The sequence below is a fragment of the Thalassobacterium sedimentorum genome (assembly GCF_031127905.1).
In the GTDB taxonomy this organism is placed as follows: domain Bacteria; phylum Verrucomicrobiota; class Verrucomicrobiia; order Opitutales; family Coraliomargaritaceae; genus Thalassobacterium; species Thalassobacterium sedimentorum.
Genome location: NZ_JARXIC010000021.1, coordinates 1 through 17725, shown reverse-complemented (window position 1 = coordinate 17725; position 17725 = coordinate 1). Strand labels below are relative to the sequence as shown.

Sequence of the window (17725 nt, the reverse complement as noted above, 5' to 3'; positions counted from 1 at the left end):
CGTTCGAACGTGTCTAAGTCACACGCAGGAAGTCCCTACGTGCATCTTTCACTAATCAGGTTTTAAATTCGGAGCACAGTCTTGCGCACGCACTGTTCTAGCGCACCGCAGGAAATTGGTGGAGCTCTCGTCGCAAAACGTAGCTGAGGAGCTACGTTTGTTTTTTTGACCGGAGTAAAGAGCTGATACTGATAGCTTGCGACGACTGGTTTCTTAATCGAAATCAAATCCGCGACTCGCTGAATCGGCTCATTCGATGAGCTGATTGAAATATCAATACAGTGTTGGTCACTCACTGAAAAAAGGACACTATCAGCTGCACTAGGATGGGAATTTTGAATGTGTGATTCAGCTTCATCTCCATGGCATGCGCCGCCTTCATCAGCATGTTGCCCTGAGAGCACATGGCCAAAGTCATGATCATGCAGGCAAAGCACAGCCCCACCAGCAGCAGTAGTCGCTAGCAGTCCGTTTATTGCCATCATAAAGATCAGGCAGTAAGCTGTGTATTTTTGAAACATGAACAAGTTGGAATGAATACAGATGGGGATTATTCCATGTCAATTGGATTAGGTCGTCTTTATTCGCATATTAGGATCCAGATTTCCATGTCGAGCATCATCATGATTTTTCGCCAAGATGAAGCCCTACGATAAATTGCCGCTACGCACACCGGCATGCTAAATGTGGAAATGCATGTTACCTGATAAAAGTTTGGATTACGGTCAAAGTGGCATTCTAGATGGATTTATTATCCGTGGCGTCAGGATAAATTTCGACGAATCAGCACACGTGCCGATTAGATGCGATCTTTGCGTGGGCGCACAAAAACGGCGTTCCATGCTGAAAGACTTAATATTCAGGCTATACTGAATTTAAATGTCACAATTTTTAAGCAGGGACTCTGCTTGGTCAAAATTTCAGGATTTCCTTTTTTTTAATTCATCCAAATTTTTTTAAGAAAAAATGAGGGTTTCCGGTTTTAGCTGCGTTTAAGTGCGCATAGATGACTCGAATATTTCGTAAATACTGTGTGGTTAGTAGCATGGGAGCGGTGATGGCATGTGCCATCGCTGCTCCTATTTTGAACGCGTCCGATACAATAGAGCCTCCCCAGGCTCAAAGCTTGGCTTCATTGGAAGACTACTTAAAGCAGGCGCAAATCGCGAATCCACAACTCAAAGCTTTTGAACGGCGCTACGATGCAGCGATGCAGCGTATCCCGCAGGTTTCCGCGTTACCGGATCCGATGTTTCAAATAACGAGCTTTGTGGAGTCGGTGCAGACCCGCACCGGCCCGCAGGAAAATGTTCTGATGCTCAGCCAACGCATTCCATGGTTTGGCAAGCTGAGCAGCCGCGAGGCAGCTGCTTCTGCGGATGCCGAGGCACTTTGGTATGCCTACCAAAGCCAGCAACTGATGGTGGCTCGCATGGTCTCTCTCGGATTCTATGAATACGGCTTCACTGAAGAGGCGATTCGGCTGACTCGTGAGAATCGTGATTTGCTGAGTGAACTGGAGCCAATCGTTGAGGAAAAAGTCCGTGCGGGGGGCGAGATAAACGCCTTACTTCGCCTAAAAGTGGAGGTCGGTAAAATAGATGACCGCCTACAGTCGCTCACTCAAAAGCGCGTCGCCCAGTCGGCCAAGTTGAGTGAACTGCTGGCACTGCCTGAAACCGCGCTGTTGGCATGGCCAAAATGGGAAGCACCTGAACCGGTATCTTTGGACGGGCCTGCCTTAGTCCAGGCAATCCGCACCAGTAACCCAGAATTACAGATGCTGGAACGTAAAGTCGCCAGCGCGGAAGCCCGCCGTGAAATTGCCCGGTTAGAGAGTTATCCCGATATCACTTTCGGCATCAATTATATCCAGGTCGGCGATCCCGAGGTAAATCCAACAACTCCTGACGCCGGGAACGATCCATGGGGCGTGACTGTAGCCGTCAACATCCCTATTTGGTTTAGTAAGTATGATGCCGCTAAAGCGGAAGCACTGGCCAACAAGCGTTCGAATGAATACGAATACGACAATCGGCACAACGCTCTCCGCGCCGAGTTGAGCGCCAGTTTGGCTCTCTTGAAAGACGCTAATCGCAGACTGACACTCTATGGTGAAGAGCTGCTCGGACTCGCCGAACAGGCAGTCGAAAATACGCGTCAAAGCTATCAAAACGGGCGCACTGGAATTTTAGAGGTCATCGACAGCGAGCGGTCTTTACTCGATTTGCAGTTGCTCTATTGGCGAGCGGCTTCGGACGCATCGCAACAACGCGTGGTCATCCAAACTTTAGCCAATCAACCCATCCTAGGAACTTTTTACGTAACAGAAGAGAATGAATAAGAAACTAATTTTAACCATAACTGGCACTGCGGTGGCAGCACTCGTCATTGGAATCGGAGTTGGCCGTCTGACACAGACCAGCCCCGAGAGCCATAACCATGGTGCCGAGGGATCGGCATCTTCGGAATCGGCGGACGCCGCCGAACCAACGATTTGGACTTGCTCCATGCACCCTCAAATTCAGCAGCCCGAGCCGGGCGACTGCCCGATTTGCGGTATGGATCTGATCCCACTCGAAAATGATTCTGGAGCCGACGATGGCCCGCGCACTTTGAGCATGAGCAAGAGTTCACGAGCCTTGGCGGACATCCAAACCACCGCCGTCCTTAAAGACTATCCGGAGGCTGAAATTCGCTTAGTCGGAAAACTCGACTACGATGAAACATTGGAGAAGTCGCTGACCGCTCGTTTCCCTGCCCGGATTGATGAGCTGTTTGTTAACTTCACCGGCATACCTGTCGCTAAGGGGGATCATCTCGCCAAAGTGTATAGTCCCGACCTGCTTTCCGCTCAGCGTGAATTACTGACTTCATACCGCTCCGACCCAAATAGCTCGATCACCCGCGCTGCCCGCGATAAGCTCCGGCTGTGGGATCTCGTTCCAGAGCAGATCGACGCCATTATTGAGAGCGGCGAAGCGAAAGATCATTTTATCCTTAAAGCACCCATCGGAGGTGTCGTCGTGGCAAAGCACGTGAAAGAAGGCGATTACGTAAAGACGGGAGAGTCACTTTTTAAGATCGTGGATCTAAGTCGTCTCTGGGCATATCTGGATGCCTACGAGTCAGACCTGCCATGGCTCCGCTATGGTCAGGACGTCTCTTTTTCTGTTGAAGCGATTCCAGGTGAAACCTTTCACGGACAAGTTGCCTTTATTGAGCCGGAAGTAAACCGGAAGACACGTACTGTACCGATCCGTGTGAATGTGCCGAACCCTGAGTCAAAACTGAAGCCGGGAATGTTTGTGCGCGGCATAATAGCTTCACGCTTAGCGGAAGACGGCAAGGTATACGCACCCGAACTAGCTGGCAAATGGATCAGCCCGATGCACCCAGAAATCGTAAAGGACGGCCCAGGTCAATGCGATGTCTGCGGCATGGATCTCGTTCGCGCAGAAGAACTCGGTTACGTTGATAACGCCACAGAAGCTGCACCGATCATCGTTCCTACCTCAGCAGTTCTCCGCACTGGAAAACGAGCGGTTGTCTATGTGGAAAAACCCAATACGGAACGGCCGACATATGAGGGGCGTGAAATTGTCCTAGGGCCCCGAGCAGGTAACCACTTCCTTGTCATTTCTGGACTCGATGCTGGTGAAAGAGTCGTCACGAACGGAGCCTTCAAAATTGACAGTGCCCTGCAAATCCAAGCCAAACCCAGCATGATGAACCCTGAAGGCGGTGGCCCGACTCCTGGGCATAATCATGGAGGCGATGCGTCTGCTGGCGGTCAATCGCAACACGAGGGCATGGTCATGTTAGAAATCGAGGGCGACGTTGCGCCACAGCTAATCGCACCCTACTTAACGATGCAGTCCGCCCTAGCAGGTGACGATCTCGATGCTGCCAAAGCACAAGCCAAAGCCATGATGAAGGTAACGGGGCATAGCGGAGATCTTCCTGCACTCTTGCATGATATGCTAGCCGCAGAAACGCTCGACGCATTCCGCATCCCCCACTTCAAGACACTCTCGAATGCGCTGATTGCAGCCGCTAAGGCAGATCCCGCGTCATTAGATAGCGACTTTTACGTTATTCATTGCCCGATGGCAAATGACAACCAGGGCGCGGATTGGCTACAAGCCAGTAAGCCGCTACAAAACCCATACTTCGGAGCCATGATGATCAAGTGTGGCGAAGTTAAAGAAACAATTACAGCAACCGAAAGCGGACACGAAAACCATGGCCAATAATTCATCTAATCCAATCAACGGCCTGATTCGTTTCTGTCTGGAAAACAAACTGGTCGTCATTCTCTTCACGGTTGTCCTGATCATATGGGGCATCGCTGTCGCCCCCTTTGATTGGGAGTCGGACCTGCTGCCCCGTGATCCGGTTCCGGTCGATGCGATTCCCGACATCGGCGAAAACCAACAGATTGTTTTCACCGAATGGATGGGGCGTTCGCCACAGGATATCGAAGATCAGATCACGTATCCGATGACGACGGCGCTACTTGGCCTCCCCGAGGTCAAGACGATCCGTAGTTATTCGATGTTCGGTTTCTCTTCGATCTATATCATCTTCAAAGACGATGCCGAGTTCTACTGGACCCGTAGCCGCATACTTGAAAAACTGAATAGCCTGCCGACAGGCACCTTGCCACAGGGGGTCTCGCCTCAACTGGGGCCAGATGCCACTGCACTCGGACAAGTCTATTGGTATACGCTCGAAGGCATGGATCCCGAAGGTGAGCCGACCGGCGGCTGGGACTTGGACGAACTCCGCAGCACCCAGGATTGGTATGTCCGCTACGCACTTCAGGGTGTGGATGGTGTGGCGGAAGTCGCCTCCATCGGCGGTTACGTCAAGGAGTATCAAGTTGATGTCGATCCTGATGCCTTACGGACCTATAATATCGCCCTGCACGAGGTCTTCGCTGCTGTGCGCGGCAGCAATTTGGATGTCGGTGCGCGGACGATTGAGATCAATGCGGTCGAATACGTAATCCGAGGACTCGGTTTTATTGAGAATCTGGACGATCTGCGTAAGACCGTCATCACACAGCGCAACAACGTGCCGATCACTCTCGAAGAAATTGCAGAAATCGAATACGGCCCTGCCCTACGCCGCGGTGCACTCGACAAGGCAGGAGCTGAGGCAGTGGGAGGCGTGGTCGTCACCCGCTACGGTGAGAATCCGCTGGCCGTCATCAAACGCGTCAAAGCTAAGATTGCCGAAATCTCGTCCGGTTTGCCCAAGAAAACTCTTGAGGACGGAACTTTAAGCCAAGTGGAGATCGTCCCCTTCTACGACCGCACTGGACTGATCTATGAAACACTCGGCACCCTCGAAGATGCGGTGCGCCAACAGATACTCGTTACAATTATTGTCGTGGTGCTTATGGTTATGCACCTGCGCAGTGCTTCGCTGATTTCCGGTGTGCTTCCATTGGCGGTGCTCTTTGCCTTTATTGGTATGAAAATCTTTGGTGTGGATGCCAATGTCGTTGCACTTTCTGGTATCGCGATCGCCATCGGCACGATTGTCGATATGGGCGTCGTTCTGATCGAAAATATACTCAAGCACCTCGACGATGCACCGCCCGAGGAGAGTCGATTAGAAGTCGTCTATCGGGCCTGCACTGAAGTGGCCAGCGCAGTGGTCACGGCGGTGCTGACCACCGTAATTAGCTTCCTTCCAGTGTTCACGATGGAGGCCGCAGAGGGTAAATTATTCCGCCCATTGGCTTACACCAAGACCTTTGCACTGATTGGTTCGATCGTCGTCGCCCTAACCATTATTCCACCACTGGCACACTGGTTTATCGCTGGTCGTTATAAATCACATCTGGCCAAGATTGGGCTGTGGGGTGGCATCGGAGTCATTGGCTTGTTTTCCGCGATCTTTGTCAGTTGGTTTCCTTGGTGGTTGGGCGTGCTGGCCGTTGCCATTGCCGCATTCCATTTGAGCAGCCCAAAGATCCCCGAAAAGATCCAACGCGGAACATTGTTCACCTTCAATTTCTTCGTCGCGATTTTAGTCGCTTTTTGGCTAGCAGCCGACTGGAAGCCACTAGGCCCTGAACAGCATCTGCACAACATTTTGTTCGTTCTCATTACCGTAGGTGGACTGCTTGGCTTCTTCTATATATTCATCCGCTTTTACGCACGTATCCTGGCATTCCTACTGCATCTTAAGATGCTCTTTCTAGGCTTCAGCACCTTGATTATTGTATTTGGTTTCGCCGTTTGGCTCGGTTTCGGAAGTCTCTTCGGCTGGTTGCCCGAATCAGTCCAAAACTCGAAGCCATATATAAAAATGGCACATGCTGTCCCCGGACTAGGCAAAGAGTTTATGCCGGATCTCGATGAAGGTTCCTATCTACTCATGCCGACCACGATGCCGCATGCTTCGATTGGCGAAGTGATGGATGTTTTGAGCAAGCAGGATATGGCGATCAATGCCATTCCCGAAGTCGATAGTGCGGTGGGTAAGCTGGGGCGTGTGGAAAGTCCGCTCGATCCCGCTCCGATCTCCATGATCGAGACGATTATTAGCTATAAGTCCGAGTATATCACCGACGATGACGGGCGTATTCTGACCTATGCCTATGATAGAGCCAAAGACGAATTTCAACGCGATGCGAATGATGAACTGATTCCCGATGAGGACGGTCGTCCCTTCCGCCAATGGCGTGACGAAATCAACAGTCCAGATGATATTTGGGACGAAATCGTCAAGGCGGCAAAGGTGCCGGGAACCACCTCCGCACCAAAGCTGCAACCAATTGCCGCTCGCATCGTGATGTTGCAAAGTGGCATGCGGGCACCGATGGGGCTCAAAGTGTATGGTCCCGATCTGGAGACGCTGGAGAAGGTAGCGCTGGATGTGGAGGGCTTTTTGAAACAAGTCCCCTCGATCAAAGCCGAAGCCGTGCTGGCCGACCGTATTGTCGGTAAGCCGTATTTGGAAATCGACATCGACCGCGACGCCATCGCTCGCTACGGCATCAAGATAAAAATGGTTCAGGACGTGATCGAAGTCGCCGTCGGCGGCAAGCCGATCACCCAGACCGTCGAAGGCCGCGAGCGCTATCCAGTGCGTGTGCGCTACATGCGTGAACTTCGCGACAACATCGAGTCCATCGAGAGTATTCTGGTCGCAGCGCCAGACGGCACTCAGATACCGCTAGGCGAACTAGCGACTATGAATTACCTAAGAGGCCCTCAAGTGATAAAAAGTGAGGATACCTTCTTAGTCGGTTACGTCATTTTTGATAAGCAAGACGGCTATGCCGAAGTCGAAGTGGTTGAACAGGCTCAAGACTTCCTACAACAGAAGATCGAAAGCGGTGAGCTAAATATTCCTGCTGGTGTCAGCTACAAGTTTACTGGCAGCTACGAAAATCAAGTGCGGGCGGAGAAGAAGCTACGTGTGGTGCTACCGATTGCACTCTTCGCTATCTGGCTAATTCTCTATTTCCAGTTCAAGCGTATATCGACGACGATCCTCGTCTTCTCCGGTATCCTCTTCGCCTGGTCGGGTGGTTTCATCATGCTCTGGCTCTATGGACAACCATGGTTTCTCAACATCGACCTCTTTGGGCACAATATTCGGGAGCTGTTTCAAATGGGCACCATTAACCTCAGCGTGGCCGTTTGGGTTGGGTTCCTAGCACTCTTCGGAATTGCTACGGATAACGGTGTGATCGTTTGCACCTATCTACAGCAAATCTTCCGCGAGAAAAATCCGAAAACGATCGCGGAAATCCGCGCCGCTACAGTCGAAGCAGGCGACCGCCGTGTAAGACCGGCGATGATGACCAGTGCCACCACAATCCTGGCTCTGCTTCCTGTCCTGACCTCTGTCGGGCGTGGCTCCGACATCATGGTGCCAATGGCCATCCCATCCTTTGGCGGCATGTTGCTCGCCATTATCACCATTTTTGTCGTGCCCGTGCTTTATTGCGGACTGGCAGAAATATCCCACCGATTCACATCCAATAAAAATCAATAATACTATGAAAAAAATACTACAGCTTGCCCTCGGGCTTCTTATCAGCGTATCCGCGCTCCAAGCGCACAGCGATGCCTTCAAGCCACAGTTCGTGGATACACTCGTCGCCCCTTACCTTAGCATTCAACAAGCTCTGGCGGGGGATGACCTGAAAGCCGCTCAAGTCGGAGCCCAAACTTTTCTCAAAGCGATGGAAAAGGCACCTCACGAAGGTGAAGCTCACGAAGAAGCAGCCGATCTGAGAGTCCCCGCAAAGACCATTTCCTCAGCGTCCGACATAAAAGTCGCAAGAACTGCGTTTCTCGATATCTCCCGTCAAATGATGTCTCTAATCCAGCATGTCGGCGTGACCAAGAACACCCCGCTCTTCACCGCCTTTTGCCCGATGGCATTTGATGGCAACGGTGGTCAGTGGATTCAAGCCGACAAAACCGTAGCCAACCCTTACTATGGCTCGATGATGCTTCGCTGCGGAAGCATCAAAGAACAAATCGCAGGTGAAATGGATCACTCCGCACACGGTGGAACAATGGATCACTCGGGGCATGGTGGCAAAGCCATGCAAGAAGACCATTCCGGGCACTCTCACTAATTGAAAAATGACTTAATCGTCTTCGGCACCCAAGCGACTACCGATTGCGTATGGGGTGCCGGAGACCTTTTAAGCCATTCTCATCCATTGCATGATACAACGACTCACACTACTCTTTCTATTTTTTAGTTCGCTAGGGCTCTCAGCAGCAGAGCCCGTGAATAAGATGTGCCCCGTAACTCCAGAGGAACCGGCGGAATCTTGGTACACGACCGAATATAAAGGCAAAACCATCGGATTTTGCTGTAAAAAGTGTGTTCGCAAATTCAATGCAGACCCTGAAGCCTATTTGGCGAACCTGGATATGCAGGCAGCGTCCCATGGGGAGACTGCAGTCATGGCGTCAGATGATACTGAGCGCGATCACGGACAGAATCAGGCTATTGAAGACGCATCGTCCCACGCCGATCAGGATGCCGGTGGGCATGACCACGCCACAGACCATGGTTCAACTGATGATACGAAAAGTAGCCATTGGCTGGCATTACTCGGAAATTTTCACGTATTAACCGTTCATTTGCCAATAGCGCTGCTTCCCATTGCTGGATTGCTGGAAGCGATGAGCCTCTTCTTCAAATCCGAAAAGTGGCGGTTTGCCGCCAGACTTAATTTTATAGCGGGCGCTTCGATGGCCATTCTGGCCGCAGTGCTTGGTTGGATTGCCGCAAGTCAGAGTAGTTACAGCGGCGAATTGGCAGATATTTTAACGTGGCACCGCTGGCTTGGCGTCTCGGTCGCCAGTATCGCAGCAATCGGGCTACTCGCCTTGCTGCTGGCAAACTTCAAGTCTCCCCGCGCCTTAAATGTTTATCGAAGCCTTGCATTCATACTGATTGTCCTGGTGCCAGTTGCAGCCCATCTGGGAGGCACATTGATCTACGGAAAAAACTATCCTTTCTGAGGAATTAATGAGGGTTCGGGCAATCAGCTGCGTTTAATGGGTTGAAGAGACAATCAATCAAACAAACCGGACCTCATCATGAATAAAGTATTAATAAGCAGCCTACTTGCAGTCACTTCGATTGCTTTTTTATCGGGATGTGCCAGCACCTCTCATTCAGAAAACGCCAGTGTATCCGGCAGTCAAGCTGGCACGGCATGCCCTCAGTGTAAGTCTGTCTTGGTTCAACCATCGGAATCATACTATATGCAATGGGCCGATGAAGGATACCGAGAGCCTGCATACTTCCAGCATGAGTGCCCTGGATGCCAAGGAGCGCTCACGACCTTGTTTCAAGAAGGCAAATTTGAGCACAAATGCTCTGTTTGTGAAACTGGACCTTACTCATGTGAGTTATTCCAATCAAAGAAAATGACGACTGCTGAGCAGTAAGCTATTTTGTGTGTGCGAATGAAAATACAGAGTGTGTAGTCTGCGATCGTCCCCTTCGCAGCGACGTCTTTCTGCGCATAAAAGTCCATGAGGAATTCGTGCGGATCTGCTGCCCTTACTGCGCAAAACGATTCAATCAGCATAAAAGCTTCTATCTAGCAAAGAGACACGCCAGTCAGTTGCTTCATCACTTGCAAGAAAGCAAAAGAACTAAAACAACACATGAAATTTAAGAGATGTATCCTGGCGATAGCCGTTGTCCTATTCGCAACTTCCAATCTGTTTGCGCATTCGGAAGAAATACAGCCCGATTTTGTTGAGGAATTAATGGAGCAATACTTCGAGGTGCAACAGGCACTCGCGGCGGACAACTTCGCGGAGACTCAAACGGCGGCGACTCAATATACCAAGATATTGAATTTACAGCCTGCTCTGAGCATGAAGCCATCTATCATTAAAATTAAACGAGCTGCCAGTAAACTCAGGAAAGCAGATGACCTCGACCACGCTCGCGTAGCATTTCAGAAACTCTCGACCGAGATGCAAAGTTTAGTCGAAGACGTCGGCATTAAGAGGGGCACCCTACTCTATGTCGCACGCTGCCCAATGGCCTTTGGCAATGAAGGCGGATCTTGGATTCAAGCCGACACAGTTATCTCAAATCCATACTTAGGGGCGTCTATGCTGCGCTGTGGAAACATCGACGCGCTGGGCAAAAGCAAGTAGAGCGGTCGAGCAGGCTCATCTCGTGAGCGGCCGGGACATTTGCCCCCCCCCCCTAGCGACTCGATTATCGCCAGAATATATAAGGCAAAAAACTTCAAATTCTCTGAGGGTTTCAAGCTTAAGTTACGTTTAAACTATTAGGCGCACGACGCGTCTTAAAACAATCCAACCAAAACAAAGGTAATATATGAAAAAGCTGTTGTCTGTAGTCCTCTTATCAATTCTCGGCGTTGCCGCTATCTCCACTGCGGCACCTCGCGGGCCAGATTGGAAGCCTGAAAGAAGTCTATCTTCGGTCGAGGATTTCCAAAGCCTCAAAGCCGGCGACACCGTCGCTCAAGTCTGCACTATGTGCGACACCGTATCAACGATCCAGATCAAGTCCAAGGAGCAGGCCATGGAGCTTTGCAAAGAAGGCGCAATGATTAATTGCCCCAGCTGTGACAGCAAAGCCAAAGCAACTCGTGGAAGCCCTCGCCCTGAAAGTGATCGCGGCGCAGTTCGCTTCGTGAATGAACACGGCAAAGAGTGCATGTTCATGGCTAAGGTGGATAGCGTTGGCGATACGCACAAGTCCATCGACCGCGGCTCCAATACGCCACACCGCTAGGCCATCAAATTCAGCAGCACCGTGGATCGTCAAACCGATGATCCACGGTGCTTTATTTTACGCAAAGAGCGTGCTGGCACACTTTTCCACGACACCTTGAGCCAATTTGTAGCTGAGTTACGCATAAGGTGAATTCTCATGTGGAAAATAACAAAGCAGCCATTCTAATACTAATTAAATCACGAATTCAGTCTGAAATGACTTTCCGTTCGACAGAGCTCAAATACTCACTCACTAATGAATACGTCCAGTAATTTAAAACGATCAACTAGTTAGGATTTCTTATTATGTCAGGAGGAGGAAGCGGTAATGGTGGCACTCGCTGGGGCGGTGGTGATTTTGACAGTCCCTGCCATAGCTTAAATGTAACGACACAGATTCATTCACCAGATGAAGACGTTGTTAATCTACTTCAAGTTGGGGACTTACTGGACGTTACGCTGCATGTAGAAGATGGCGAAGAAGCTATCGTAGTGCTCCACAAAAGTGATACCGTAGGAGCAGTGATACATGAAAGATTGCGAGACTGTATTAGTGCCGGAAATGCTTACCAAGCAGAGGTTATTGAAATCGAAGGTGGTGTCGTGCGTGTTCGAATCAGTATCTCGGAGGGAGCTTGATGATTCACATAGTCGGGAGCATATATAAAGAGTATTGTGTTCGCCCCGCGTGGAATGAAGTTTACGGTTCTGGTGGCCGAGCTGCATCAGCACTTGCTGCAATGGGGAGCTCAGTAACGCTCCATTCTGTTGCATCTGCCGATGATATCCGTCAGATCAGCGCTCGGGCTAAGGTTGAGAAATTTCAAGTTAAGGCAGAGCCCATTGGTGAATCCGCCGGGTTCAAGTACATGCACCCGTTGTCAACGCCTCTTATATCATCAGCCATAGGTCCTTTCCCTGAACTCAGTATTAGAGAAGATAAAGTCCTATCTTACGGCTTTTTAGAAATCGACCCTATCATTCATGCTAAATGGGCGGTCTACGACCCTCAAAACGTTGAGACTGCGAGTCCTTTTGGAGCGAATGGCTCTACAGCTGAGCACCTTGCCCTCGTTCTAAATCAGTCAGAGCTTCGAATTCTAGCAGATTCGAATTCTGGGGATGTGCACGAGATGATTCAACAAGTCGCAAAGTCTTCATGTGCTGAAGTCGTTGTTCTTAAAAGAGGTGCAGCGGGTTTTATTGCCTATGAGGATGGCGAGTTTACTTACGGCCATGCCTTCAAAACAAAGAAGGTTTGGAAAATTGGCTCCGGGGATGTATTTGCAGCGCATTTTGCATACTGGTGGATGGATCAAGGTATAAGGGCTAATGACGCCGCTCAAAAAGCATCACAGGCCGCTGCATACTATTGCGCAACAAAGGCAGTGCCAACGCCCGGCTCACTTGAATCGTTTCCACTTGAGCCGATAGAATATGAGCCTAAGGAGCGAAAACCCATGATCTATCTTGCCGGCCCGTTCTTTAATCTAGCACAGGTCTGGTTAGTGAACGAGATGAGAAGTCTGCTTCAGGAAGCTGGCCTTGAAGTATTCTCCCCGCTTCATGACGTAGGAGTGGGGTCTGCGGAAAAGGTAGTACAAAAGGACATTGATGGTATTCACCGATGCGACTTGATGATCGCAATTACAGACGGTTGCGACCCTGGAACGCTTTACGAGATCGGCTACGCAAGATCCTTAAGTAAGCCCGTCGTAGTGTATGCCGAAAGCGTAGGCCCCGAGGATCTAAAAATGATGAAAGGGTCAGGATGCGAGGTAATCTCCGATTTTAGCGCCGCGATTTATCAATCCGTATGGACAGCATGGACACCTCCAGAGTAGCCATCTTAATGTCCGGAGGCATGGATTCAGTCTGCCTAGCATATTGGAAACGTCCAGCAGTTGGAATAACCATTGATTATGGTCAGATACCTGCAAAGGCAGAAATAAAAGCATCAGCTTCAATATGTAAGCGAATAAACATTAAGCATTACGTGATTCCGATTGATGCTAGTTGCTTAGGCTCTGGAGACTTATCTGGCACGCCTGCATTGACGATTGCACCCGAGTCGGACTGGTGGCCCTACCGAAATCAATTTTTGATCACTGTCGCAGCGATGAAGGCGATACAGTTTGGTATTGCCGAGTTGATGATTGGTACCGTGCGTTCGGATACTTACCACGTTGATGGTAGTATTGGATTTATTGAAAAAATTTCTGAGTTGATTCAAATGCAGGAGGGAGAGATGAAACTAACTGCACCTGCGGTGAATTTATCGACTCTTGAGCTTATTGTTGAATCCCAAATTCCACGAGGACTACTCGGATGGTCTCACAGTTGCCATAAATCAAATTTCCCATGCGGACGCTGCCGGGGGTGCTACAAGCACTTGGAAGTTCTGTATGAACTAAACAATCCTCATGTTTGACCCGATACCGAGAGACTTTGCTGTCAGGACAGAGCGATTTAATTGGCAGTTTGGCGAGAAACTCACTCTCAAGAAGCCCGCGAATATAACCTTCGATTCAATTGATCAAATTATTGATCGTAGGCGCACGAGGCGAGAATTCGGTAAATTATCGGAATCCCAGAAAAATACGCTTTTATGGTATACCTCTAGGACAATAATAAGTGAGATTGATAGTAATGGGTTAGAAGTTCAGCATCGTCCGGCACCTTCTGCTGGTGCCCTGCACCCCATACACATATTGATCCATACCCCTGAAAATCAGTGCTACAAGTATCTTTCTGAAGAGCATTCTCTCGGGCTATGTAGTTCAGATTTCATCAATTCGAAGGCAATCAGGCACAAGGCAGATGAATTAGTCATTGGTGAACTTGGTACACTAATTCAGCTGGTTGCGGAGCCAGCCATAACAATGTCCAAATATAAACACGCTAAATCTTTGATATACCGCGATGCCGGGGTTGTTCTCGGCTATTTATCAATTGTTAGTGAGGGCTTAGGCCTAAATTTATGCGCATTGGGACTGACTGGTGACTCTTTTTTGCGAAAATCAAACAGCCATAGCCAATTGACGGGAGTTGGTCTTGCGTGGGTGGGCTCTAGGCCGAGTTAACTTGATTGCTTCACCACTCTTCATATCAACGCGACTCAACGCTCTATCTACTGAACTAGGTGAAGACATCATTCCGAACCATATCACTGAATCTAGTTCGGATGGTTTCACACTGAGCGATGCACTAAATTCCAGAAATCTATTTTCGAGATCCAAATAATTTTTCGTAACATCTAAGTTAGGACTGAAGAATTTCCCAATGATGCCCGCTCGGAGTAAGTGAATATCTAGAATCGCCACATCATCAGAATCTTCGAAGTTCCGAGTAATCCATGACGCTGTTTTAAGCCCAATCCCTGGCATCGTCGAAAGCCAGTCGCGCAGCTTTCTCCCCGTTAAATCAGAGCTATATTCGTCGTGATACTTGCTGAGACTACCTGCTAAATATTTGGACTTCTGGTTTGTGAAACGATAGCGGATAATTTTACCATCATGCGGAATTCCTGCTTCTAAAAGAGACTTTATTTGCGACTCGCTGGGTGCGGTTTCAAATATCCCATGATCGCGCAAGTAGTAATACGCTGCCAGACCTACACTTGCAGGTATTCCATGACCGCCGAGAAGGCAGGCTCCGATTTCTTCTGCAAGATTCCTTCCAAGCCGATGTTCAATTCGGTTGGCGGTCAATCTGCGTTCGAGCACATGATACTTCCAATAGGCTGGTGTAGAAAAACCGCATGCGTTGCCCCACCTTACTCCAGGCAGTAGCTCCTCTGCTGCGGGCGGGAACTCAACTCTCACGGTAGTGTTACATGCGTCTATAAAAATTATTTGTTTCTGCTTCATGATCTTAGTAGGCTTCCGATATCCATTCAAACAATGCTTGCCGTTCATATGTCGGCAGGGCGGAAATTTTATTACGCAGGCGCTCTTGCTTTCTGCGAATGGTTTGGCGCTCACGAAAAGTTCCCCCAAGGTATCTCGTGTCGTGTACTTCTTTTGGCTTCGGATAATTAGTCCAGAGGCTCTCGATTCTGATTCCAGTTTGTGTCTTGTTTGGAAACTTAACCTCGTTCCACCCCTTAAGCATACTCGAATATAGGGTGTTTTCGTAGCTAGAGACCATCACCTGGCATGGGAGGCTGATCAGCGTTTCGAGTAACTCTTCGTGGTCGGCATCTTCATATTCACAACGGTAAATTTTCTGTTTAAGACGGGTGGACTTCGGGTATGGGGGATCTGAGTAAACTAACTCGTCTCCAGAGAATTGATAAGCTTTCAAAAACTCGACGGCATCCATTTCTTGATACTCAGCAAGCGAGGAGTGATTCTGCCTAAAGTTACCTATAACCCTTGGATCAGCATCAATAGCATAGGATATCGGGGCAGGCTTTTTACTGCGAAGAATCGCACCGCCACCTAGATGGCTCTCGATATATACACGGTGTGGAGGCATCAGATTTATGATCTGATGAAAGCACTTACCTTTTCCTCCCGGATACCTCATGTCCAAGAACATCGTCACTTTTGACGATGATGTCAAGAGAGTTTACTTGAAGTTGAAATTGCAATGTAAGATGCAAGCATTGTGAAGTCAGACACAATCCCTGACTGGCATTACAAACTAGGTCGCGCTTAAATATACGGCGAAGCGTAAAACTTACACGTAGCGTCAGGAGGAGATGAGACACAAAGGATTCGTATATTTATGGCAATGGGATTCAAGTGCGTGTGTGGCTCAAGTCTGCGAGCCACTGCAAAGCAACATGGCTAGTATCGTATCTAGCAACTCTATCGCGTTGCTAGATTAGCACGAGAGGCAAAAAAACTCTAGAGCAAGAGACTCATGACTGACTTTTGAGATAGCCATAAGGAGCTTCTTATCCCTTAACTAATTATCTTTGTTATGGATATGAATCGCGACGAACTCAGCAGGCAATTGGAGCACTACGTTTTGCCGGATCAGGCGGCGGTCTTGTCTCGTCAATTGGCGGAAGACATGTCTGCGATTGATTTCCATTTGCTGCAATCTAGTTTTACGCCTTACGGATTTTGGGTTCAGCATGGAGTCAACCCACAAGCTGAATATCAGGTGCCTAAGAATCAGTTTAACACAGGTTCCGAGACAGACTCGGAGGCGATGGAAGGGAGCTTTCTTACATGCGGAAATTTGCTGAGGCTCGCTCAGGCAGCTCAAATGGGCAGGCTGTATCTGCCTAAGCAATGGCCTTTGTTTTTCAAAGGACGGCTTTTAGGGCGGGAGCATTTGGATTGTCTCAATGAGATCTGGTGGCTCAAGTTTTGGCGTGGAATTCGGTCGGTGAGCCACGCTCCCAAGAAGTTCGGAACGGATAAGGATTTCGATTGGAAGCTACAAATACAGGACGGTCTAGCCGACTGTATCATCAACCTTGAAGTAAAGAGGAGAACTGGGAACATCAATCGCATGTTTAAACGTGGTGAACCAAATGCTTCTTCGAGTAAAATAGCATGCAAATTCGGCCCAGTCCCCGATGATTCTGCAAATGTTGCAGCACTGACCATTTACCACCCTATTTCTGAAAATGCGGTTCGCGACCTGCACGACTGGTTAAATCGTCAGGAGCATGTTCATGGCTTAGTAATCTGGACTGAGGGAAACTCCGGAACGCAGCCGCTCCGAAAAATATTTAAGCAAAGCCATCGCTGGGCCGAATCCCTGATTTCTGATCCAGATCCAGAAGACCTTAAAGTTGCAGGGAACGCTTGGGGGACATTATGCAATAAGGATCAAGTCCCCGAATTCCTAGAGAAAATGGCTAAGCACTATCGGTGACTCCAGCATATAGCATCGTCTACAAAAAGAGTATTAAATGAACGATAGAATTAAGAGACGCCTCTATTGCATACCGAACTTCATAGCTCATCGAAATAGTGAACGAGCACACCATTTACTTCTTGCCCTTGAGAAGGAGCTTGAGGACTTGCCAGATTGGCCTCCTTTTCACATAAATGAAAGATAGTTTGAGCAATTAATCATGCAATCTAGACATAGGTAAACATGCCTAGATCAGAGTGCTCAGTTGAATAACCAAAAAGGGAAAAATAATGATCGGAAACATACCAGTCGAAGAGCTTTTAGAGTATGTCCGGGCAGGCTCTGGAATGATTAACCTACGCGATGTGGAGATACAGGTTTCAGACACGGCATGGGTTTCTCTGCAAATGCCTGCAGCAATTATAATAGAGGAAAAGAAACTGCATCTAAACATAGTTCAACGCCAAGGGGAAAGCCTACCACCTGAGATTGAAGAGATACTGCACGACCAGAAACAACGCCCATTTATTCCACTTCTGCACGAATCTCATCCATTCCGGACCTGTTCGACACCCGAATGTCGGTATTACCGCTGCCGACCTCCAGGAAGTGCCCCTGCCCCGAGACATTGATGTGATAAT

15 protein-coding genes are annotated in these 17725 nt (G+C 49.1%); 11 read left to right on the top strand and 4 right to left on the bottom strand.

Annotated features, from left to right (window positions below):
- Positions 1 to 62: 62 nt before the first annotated feature.
- Entirely contained in the window at positions 63 to 521 is a 459-nt protein-coding gene (locus QEH59_RS12485) for a hypothetical protein (RefSeq protein ID WP_308985710.1), read from the bottom strand.
- A gap of 485 nt (positions 522 to 1006) precedes the next feature.
- Here QEH59_RS12485 and QEH59_RS12480 point away from each other — a divergent pair, with 485 nt between their 5' ends.
- The 5 genes from QEH59_RS12480 to QEH59_RS12460 all read left to right on the top strand — a co-directional run bounded on the left by QEH59_RS12480 (position 1007) and on the right by QEH59_RS12460 (position 9515).
- On the top strand, positions 1007 to 2344 hold the full coding sequence (locus tag QEH59_RS12480) for a TolC family protein (RefSeq protein ID WP_308985709.1): 1338 nt from the start codon (positions 1007 to 1009) through the stop codon (positions 2342 to 2344).
- Positions 2337 to 4256: a heavy metal-binding domain-containing protein gene (locus tag QEH59_RS12475; protein WP_308985708.1), complete on the top strand. Its 1920-nt coding sequence runs from the start codon at positions 2337 to 2339 to the stop codon at positions 4254 to 4256. The genes QEH59_RS12480 and QEH59_RS12475 overlap by 8 nt, the downstream gene beginning before the upstream one ends.
- A complete protein-coding gene (locus QEH59_RS12470) occupies positions 4246 to 8022 on the top strand; it encodes an efflux RND transporter permease subunit (RefSeq protein ID WP_308985707.1) in 3777 nt (1258 codons plus the stop codon). The genes QEH59_RS12475 and QEH59_RS12470 overlap by 11 nt, the downstream gene beginning before the upstream one ends.
- A gap of 4 nt (positions 8023 to 8026) precedes the next feature.
- Entirely contained in the window at positions 8027 to 8614 is a 588-nt protein-coding gene (locus QEH59_RS12465; RefSeq protein ID WP_308985706.1) for a DUF3347 domain-containing protein, read from the top strand.
- Between the two features lie 91 nt (positions 8615 to 8705).
- Positions 8706 to 9515 (top strand): DUF2231 domain-containing protein, encoded by an 810-nt coding sequence (locus tag QEH59_RS12460; RefSeq protein ID WP_308985705.1) that lies wholly within the window; start codon positions 8706 to 8708, stop codon positions 9513 to 9515.
- A gap of 380 nt (positions 9516 to 9895) precedes the next feature.
- Here the strand turns inward: QEH59_RS12460 and QEH59_RS12455 are convergent, their stop codons facing one another.
- Positions 9896 to 10090 carry a hypothetical protein gene (locus tag QEH59_RS12455; RefSeq protein WP_308985704.1) on the bottom strand — a complete coding sequence of 65 codons (195 nt, stop codon included), beginning with the start codon at positions 10088 to 10090 and terminating at the stop codon, positions 9896 to 9898.
- A gap of 79 nt (positions 10091 to 10169) precedes the next feature.
- Here QEH59_RS12455 and QEH59_RS12450 point away from each other — a divergent pair, with 79 nt between their 5' ends.
- The 5 genes from QEH59_RS12450 (at position 10170) to QEH59_RS12430 (ending at position 13695) form a co-directional block, all read left to right on the top strand.
- Positions 10170 to 10673 carry a DUF3347 domain-containing protein gene (locus tag QEH59_RS12450; RefSeq protein ID WP_308985703.1) on the top strand — a complete coding sequence of 168 codons (504 nt, stop codon included), beginning with the start codon at positions 10170 to 10172 and terminating at the stop codon, positions 10671 to 10673.
- A 187-nt stretch (positions 10674 to 10860) separates the two neighbouring features.
- Entirely contained in the window at positions 10861 to 11283 is a 423-nt protein-coding gene (locus QEH59_RS12445) for a hypothetical protein (RefSeq protein ID WP_308985702.1), read from the top strand.
- A gap of 287 nt (positions 11284 to 11570) precedes the next feature.
- Positions 11571 to 11903: a hypothetical protein gene (locus QEH59_RS12440; protein ID WP_308985701.1), complete on the top strand. Its 333-nt coding sequence runs from the start codon at positions 11571 to 11573 to the stop codon at positions 11901 to 11903.
- Complete coding sequence (locus QEH59_RS12435) at positions 11903 to 13108, top strand: PfkB family carbohydrate kinase (RefSeq protein ID WP_308985700.1); 1206 nt, start codon at positions 11903 to 11905, stop codon at positions 13106 to 13108. Before QEH59_RS12440 ends, QEH59_RS12435 begins: the two co-directional genes overlap by 1 nt.
- Positions 13090 to 13695, top strand: a complete 606-nt coding sequence (locus QEH59_RS12430; RefSeq protein ID WP_308985699.1) for a 7-cyano-7-deazaguanine synthase — start codon at positions 13090 to 13092, stop codon at positions 13693 to 13695. Before QEH59_RS12435 ends, QEH59_RS12430 begins: the two co-directional genes overlap by 19 nt.
- A 589-nt stretch (positions 13696 to 14284) precedes the next feature.
- On the opposite strand, the gene QEH59_RS12425 is transcribed toward QEH59_RS12430, so the two are convergent.
- A complete protein-coding gene (locus QEH59_RS12425; protein ID WP_308985698.1) occupies positions 14285 to 15133 on the bottom strand; it encodes an 8-oxoguanine DNA glycosylase in 849 nt (282 codons plus the stop codon).
- Between the two features lie 4 nt (positions 15134 to 15137).
- On the bottom strand, positions 15138 to 15743 hold the full coding sequence (locus tag QEH59_RS12420) for a DNA adenine methylase (protein WP_308985697.1): 606 nt from the start codon (positions 15741 to 15743) through the stop codon (positions 15138 to 15140).
- 456 nt (positions 15744 to 16199) lie between these two features.
- On the opposite strand from QEH59_RS12420, the gene QEH59_RS12415 reads away from it, so the two are divergent.
- Entirely contained in the window at positions 16200 to 17102 is a 903-nt protein-coding gene (locus tag QEH59_RS12415; protein WP_308985696.1) for a hypothetical protein, read from the top strand.
- Positions 17103 to 17725 lie beyond the last annotated feature (623 nt).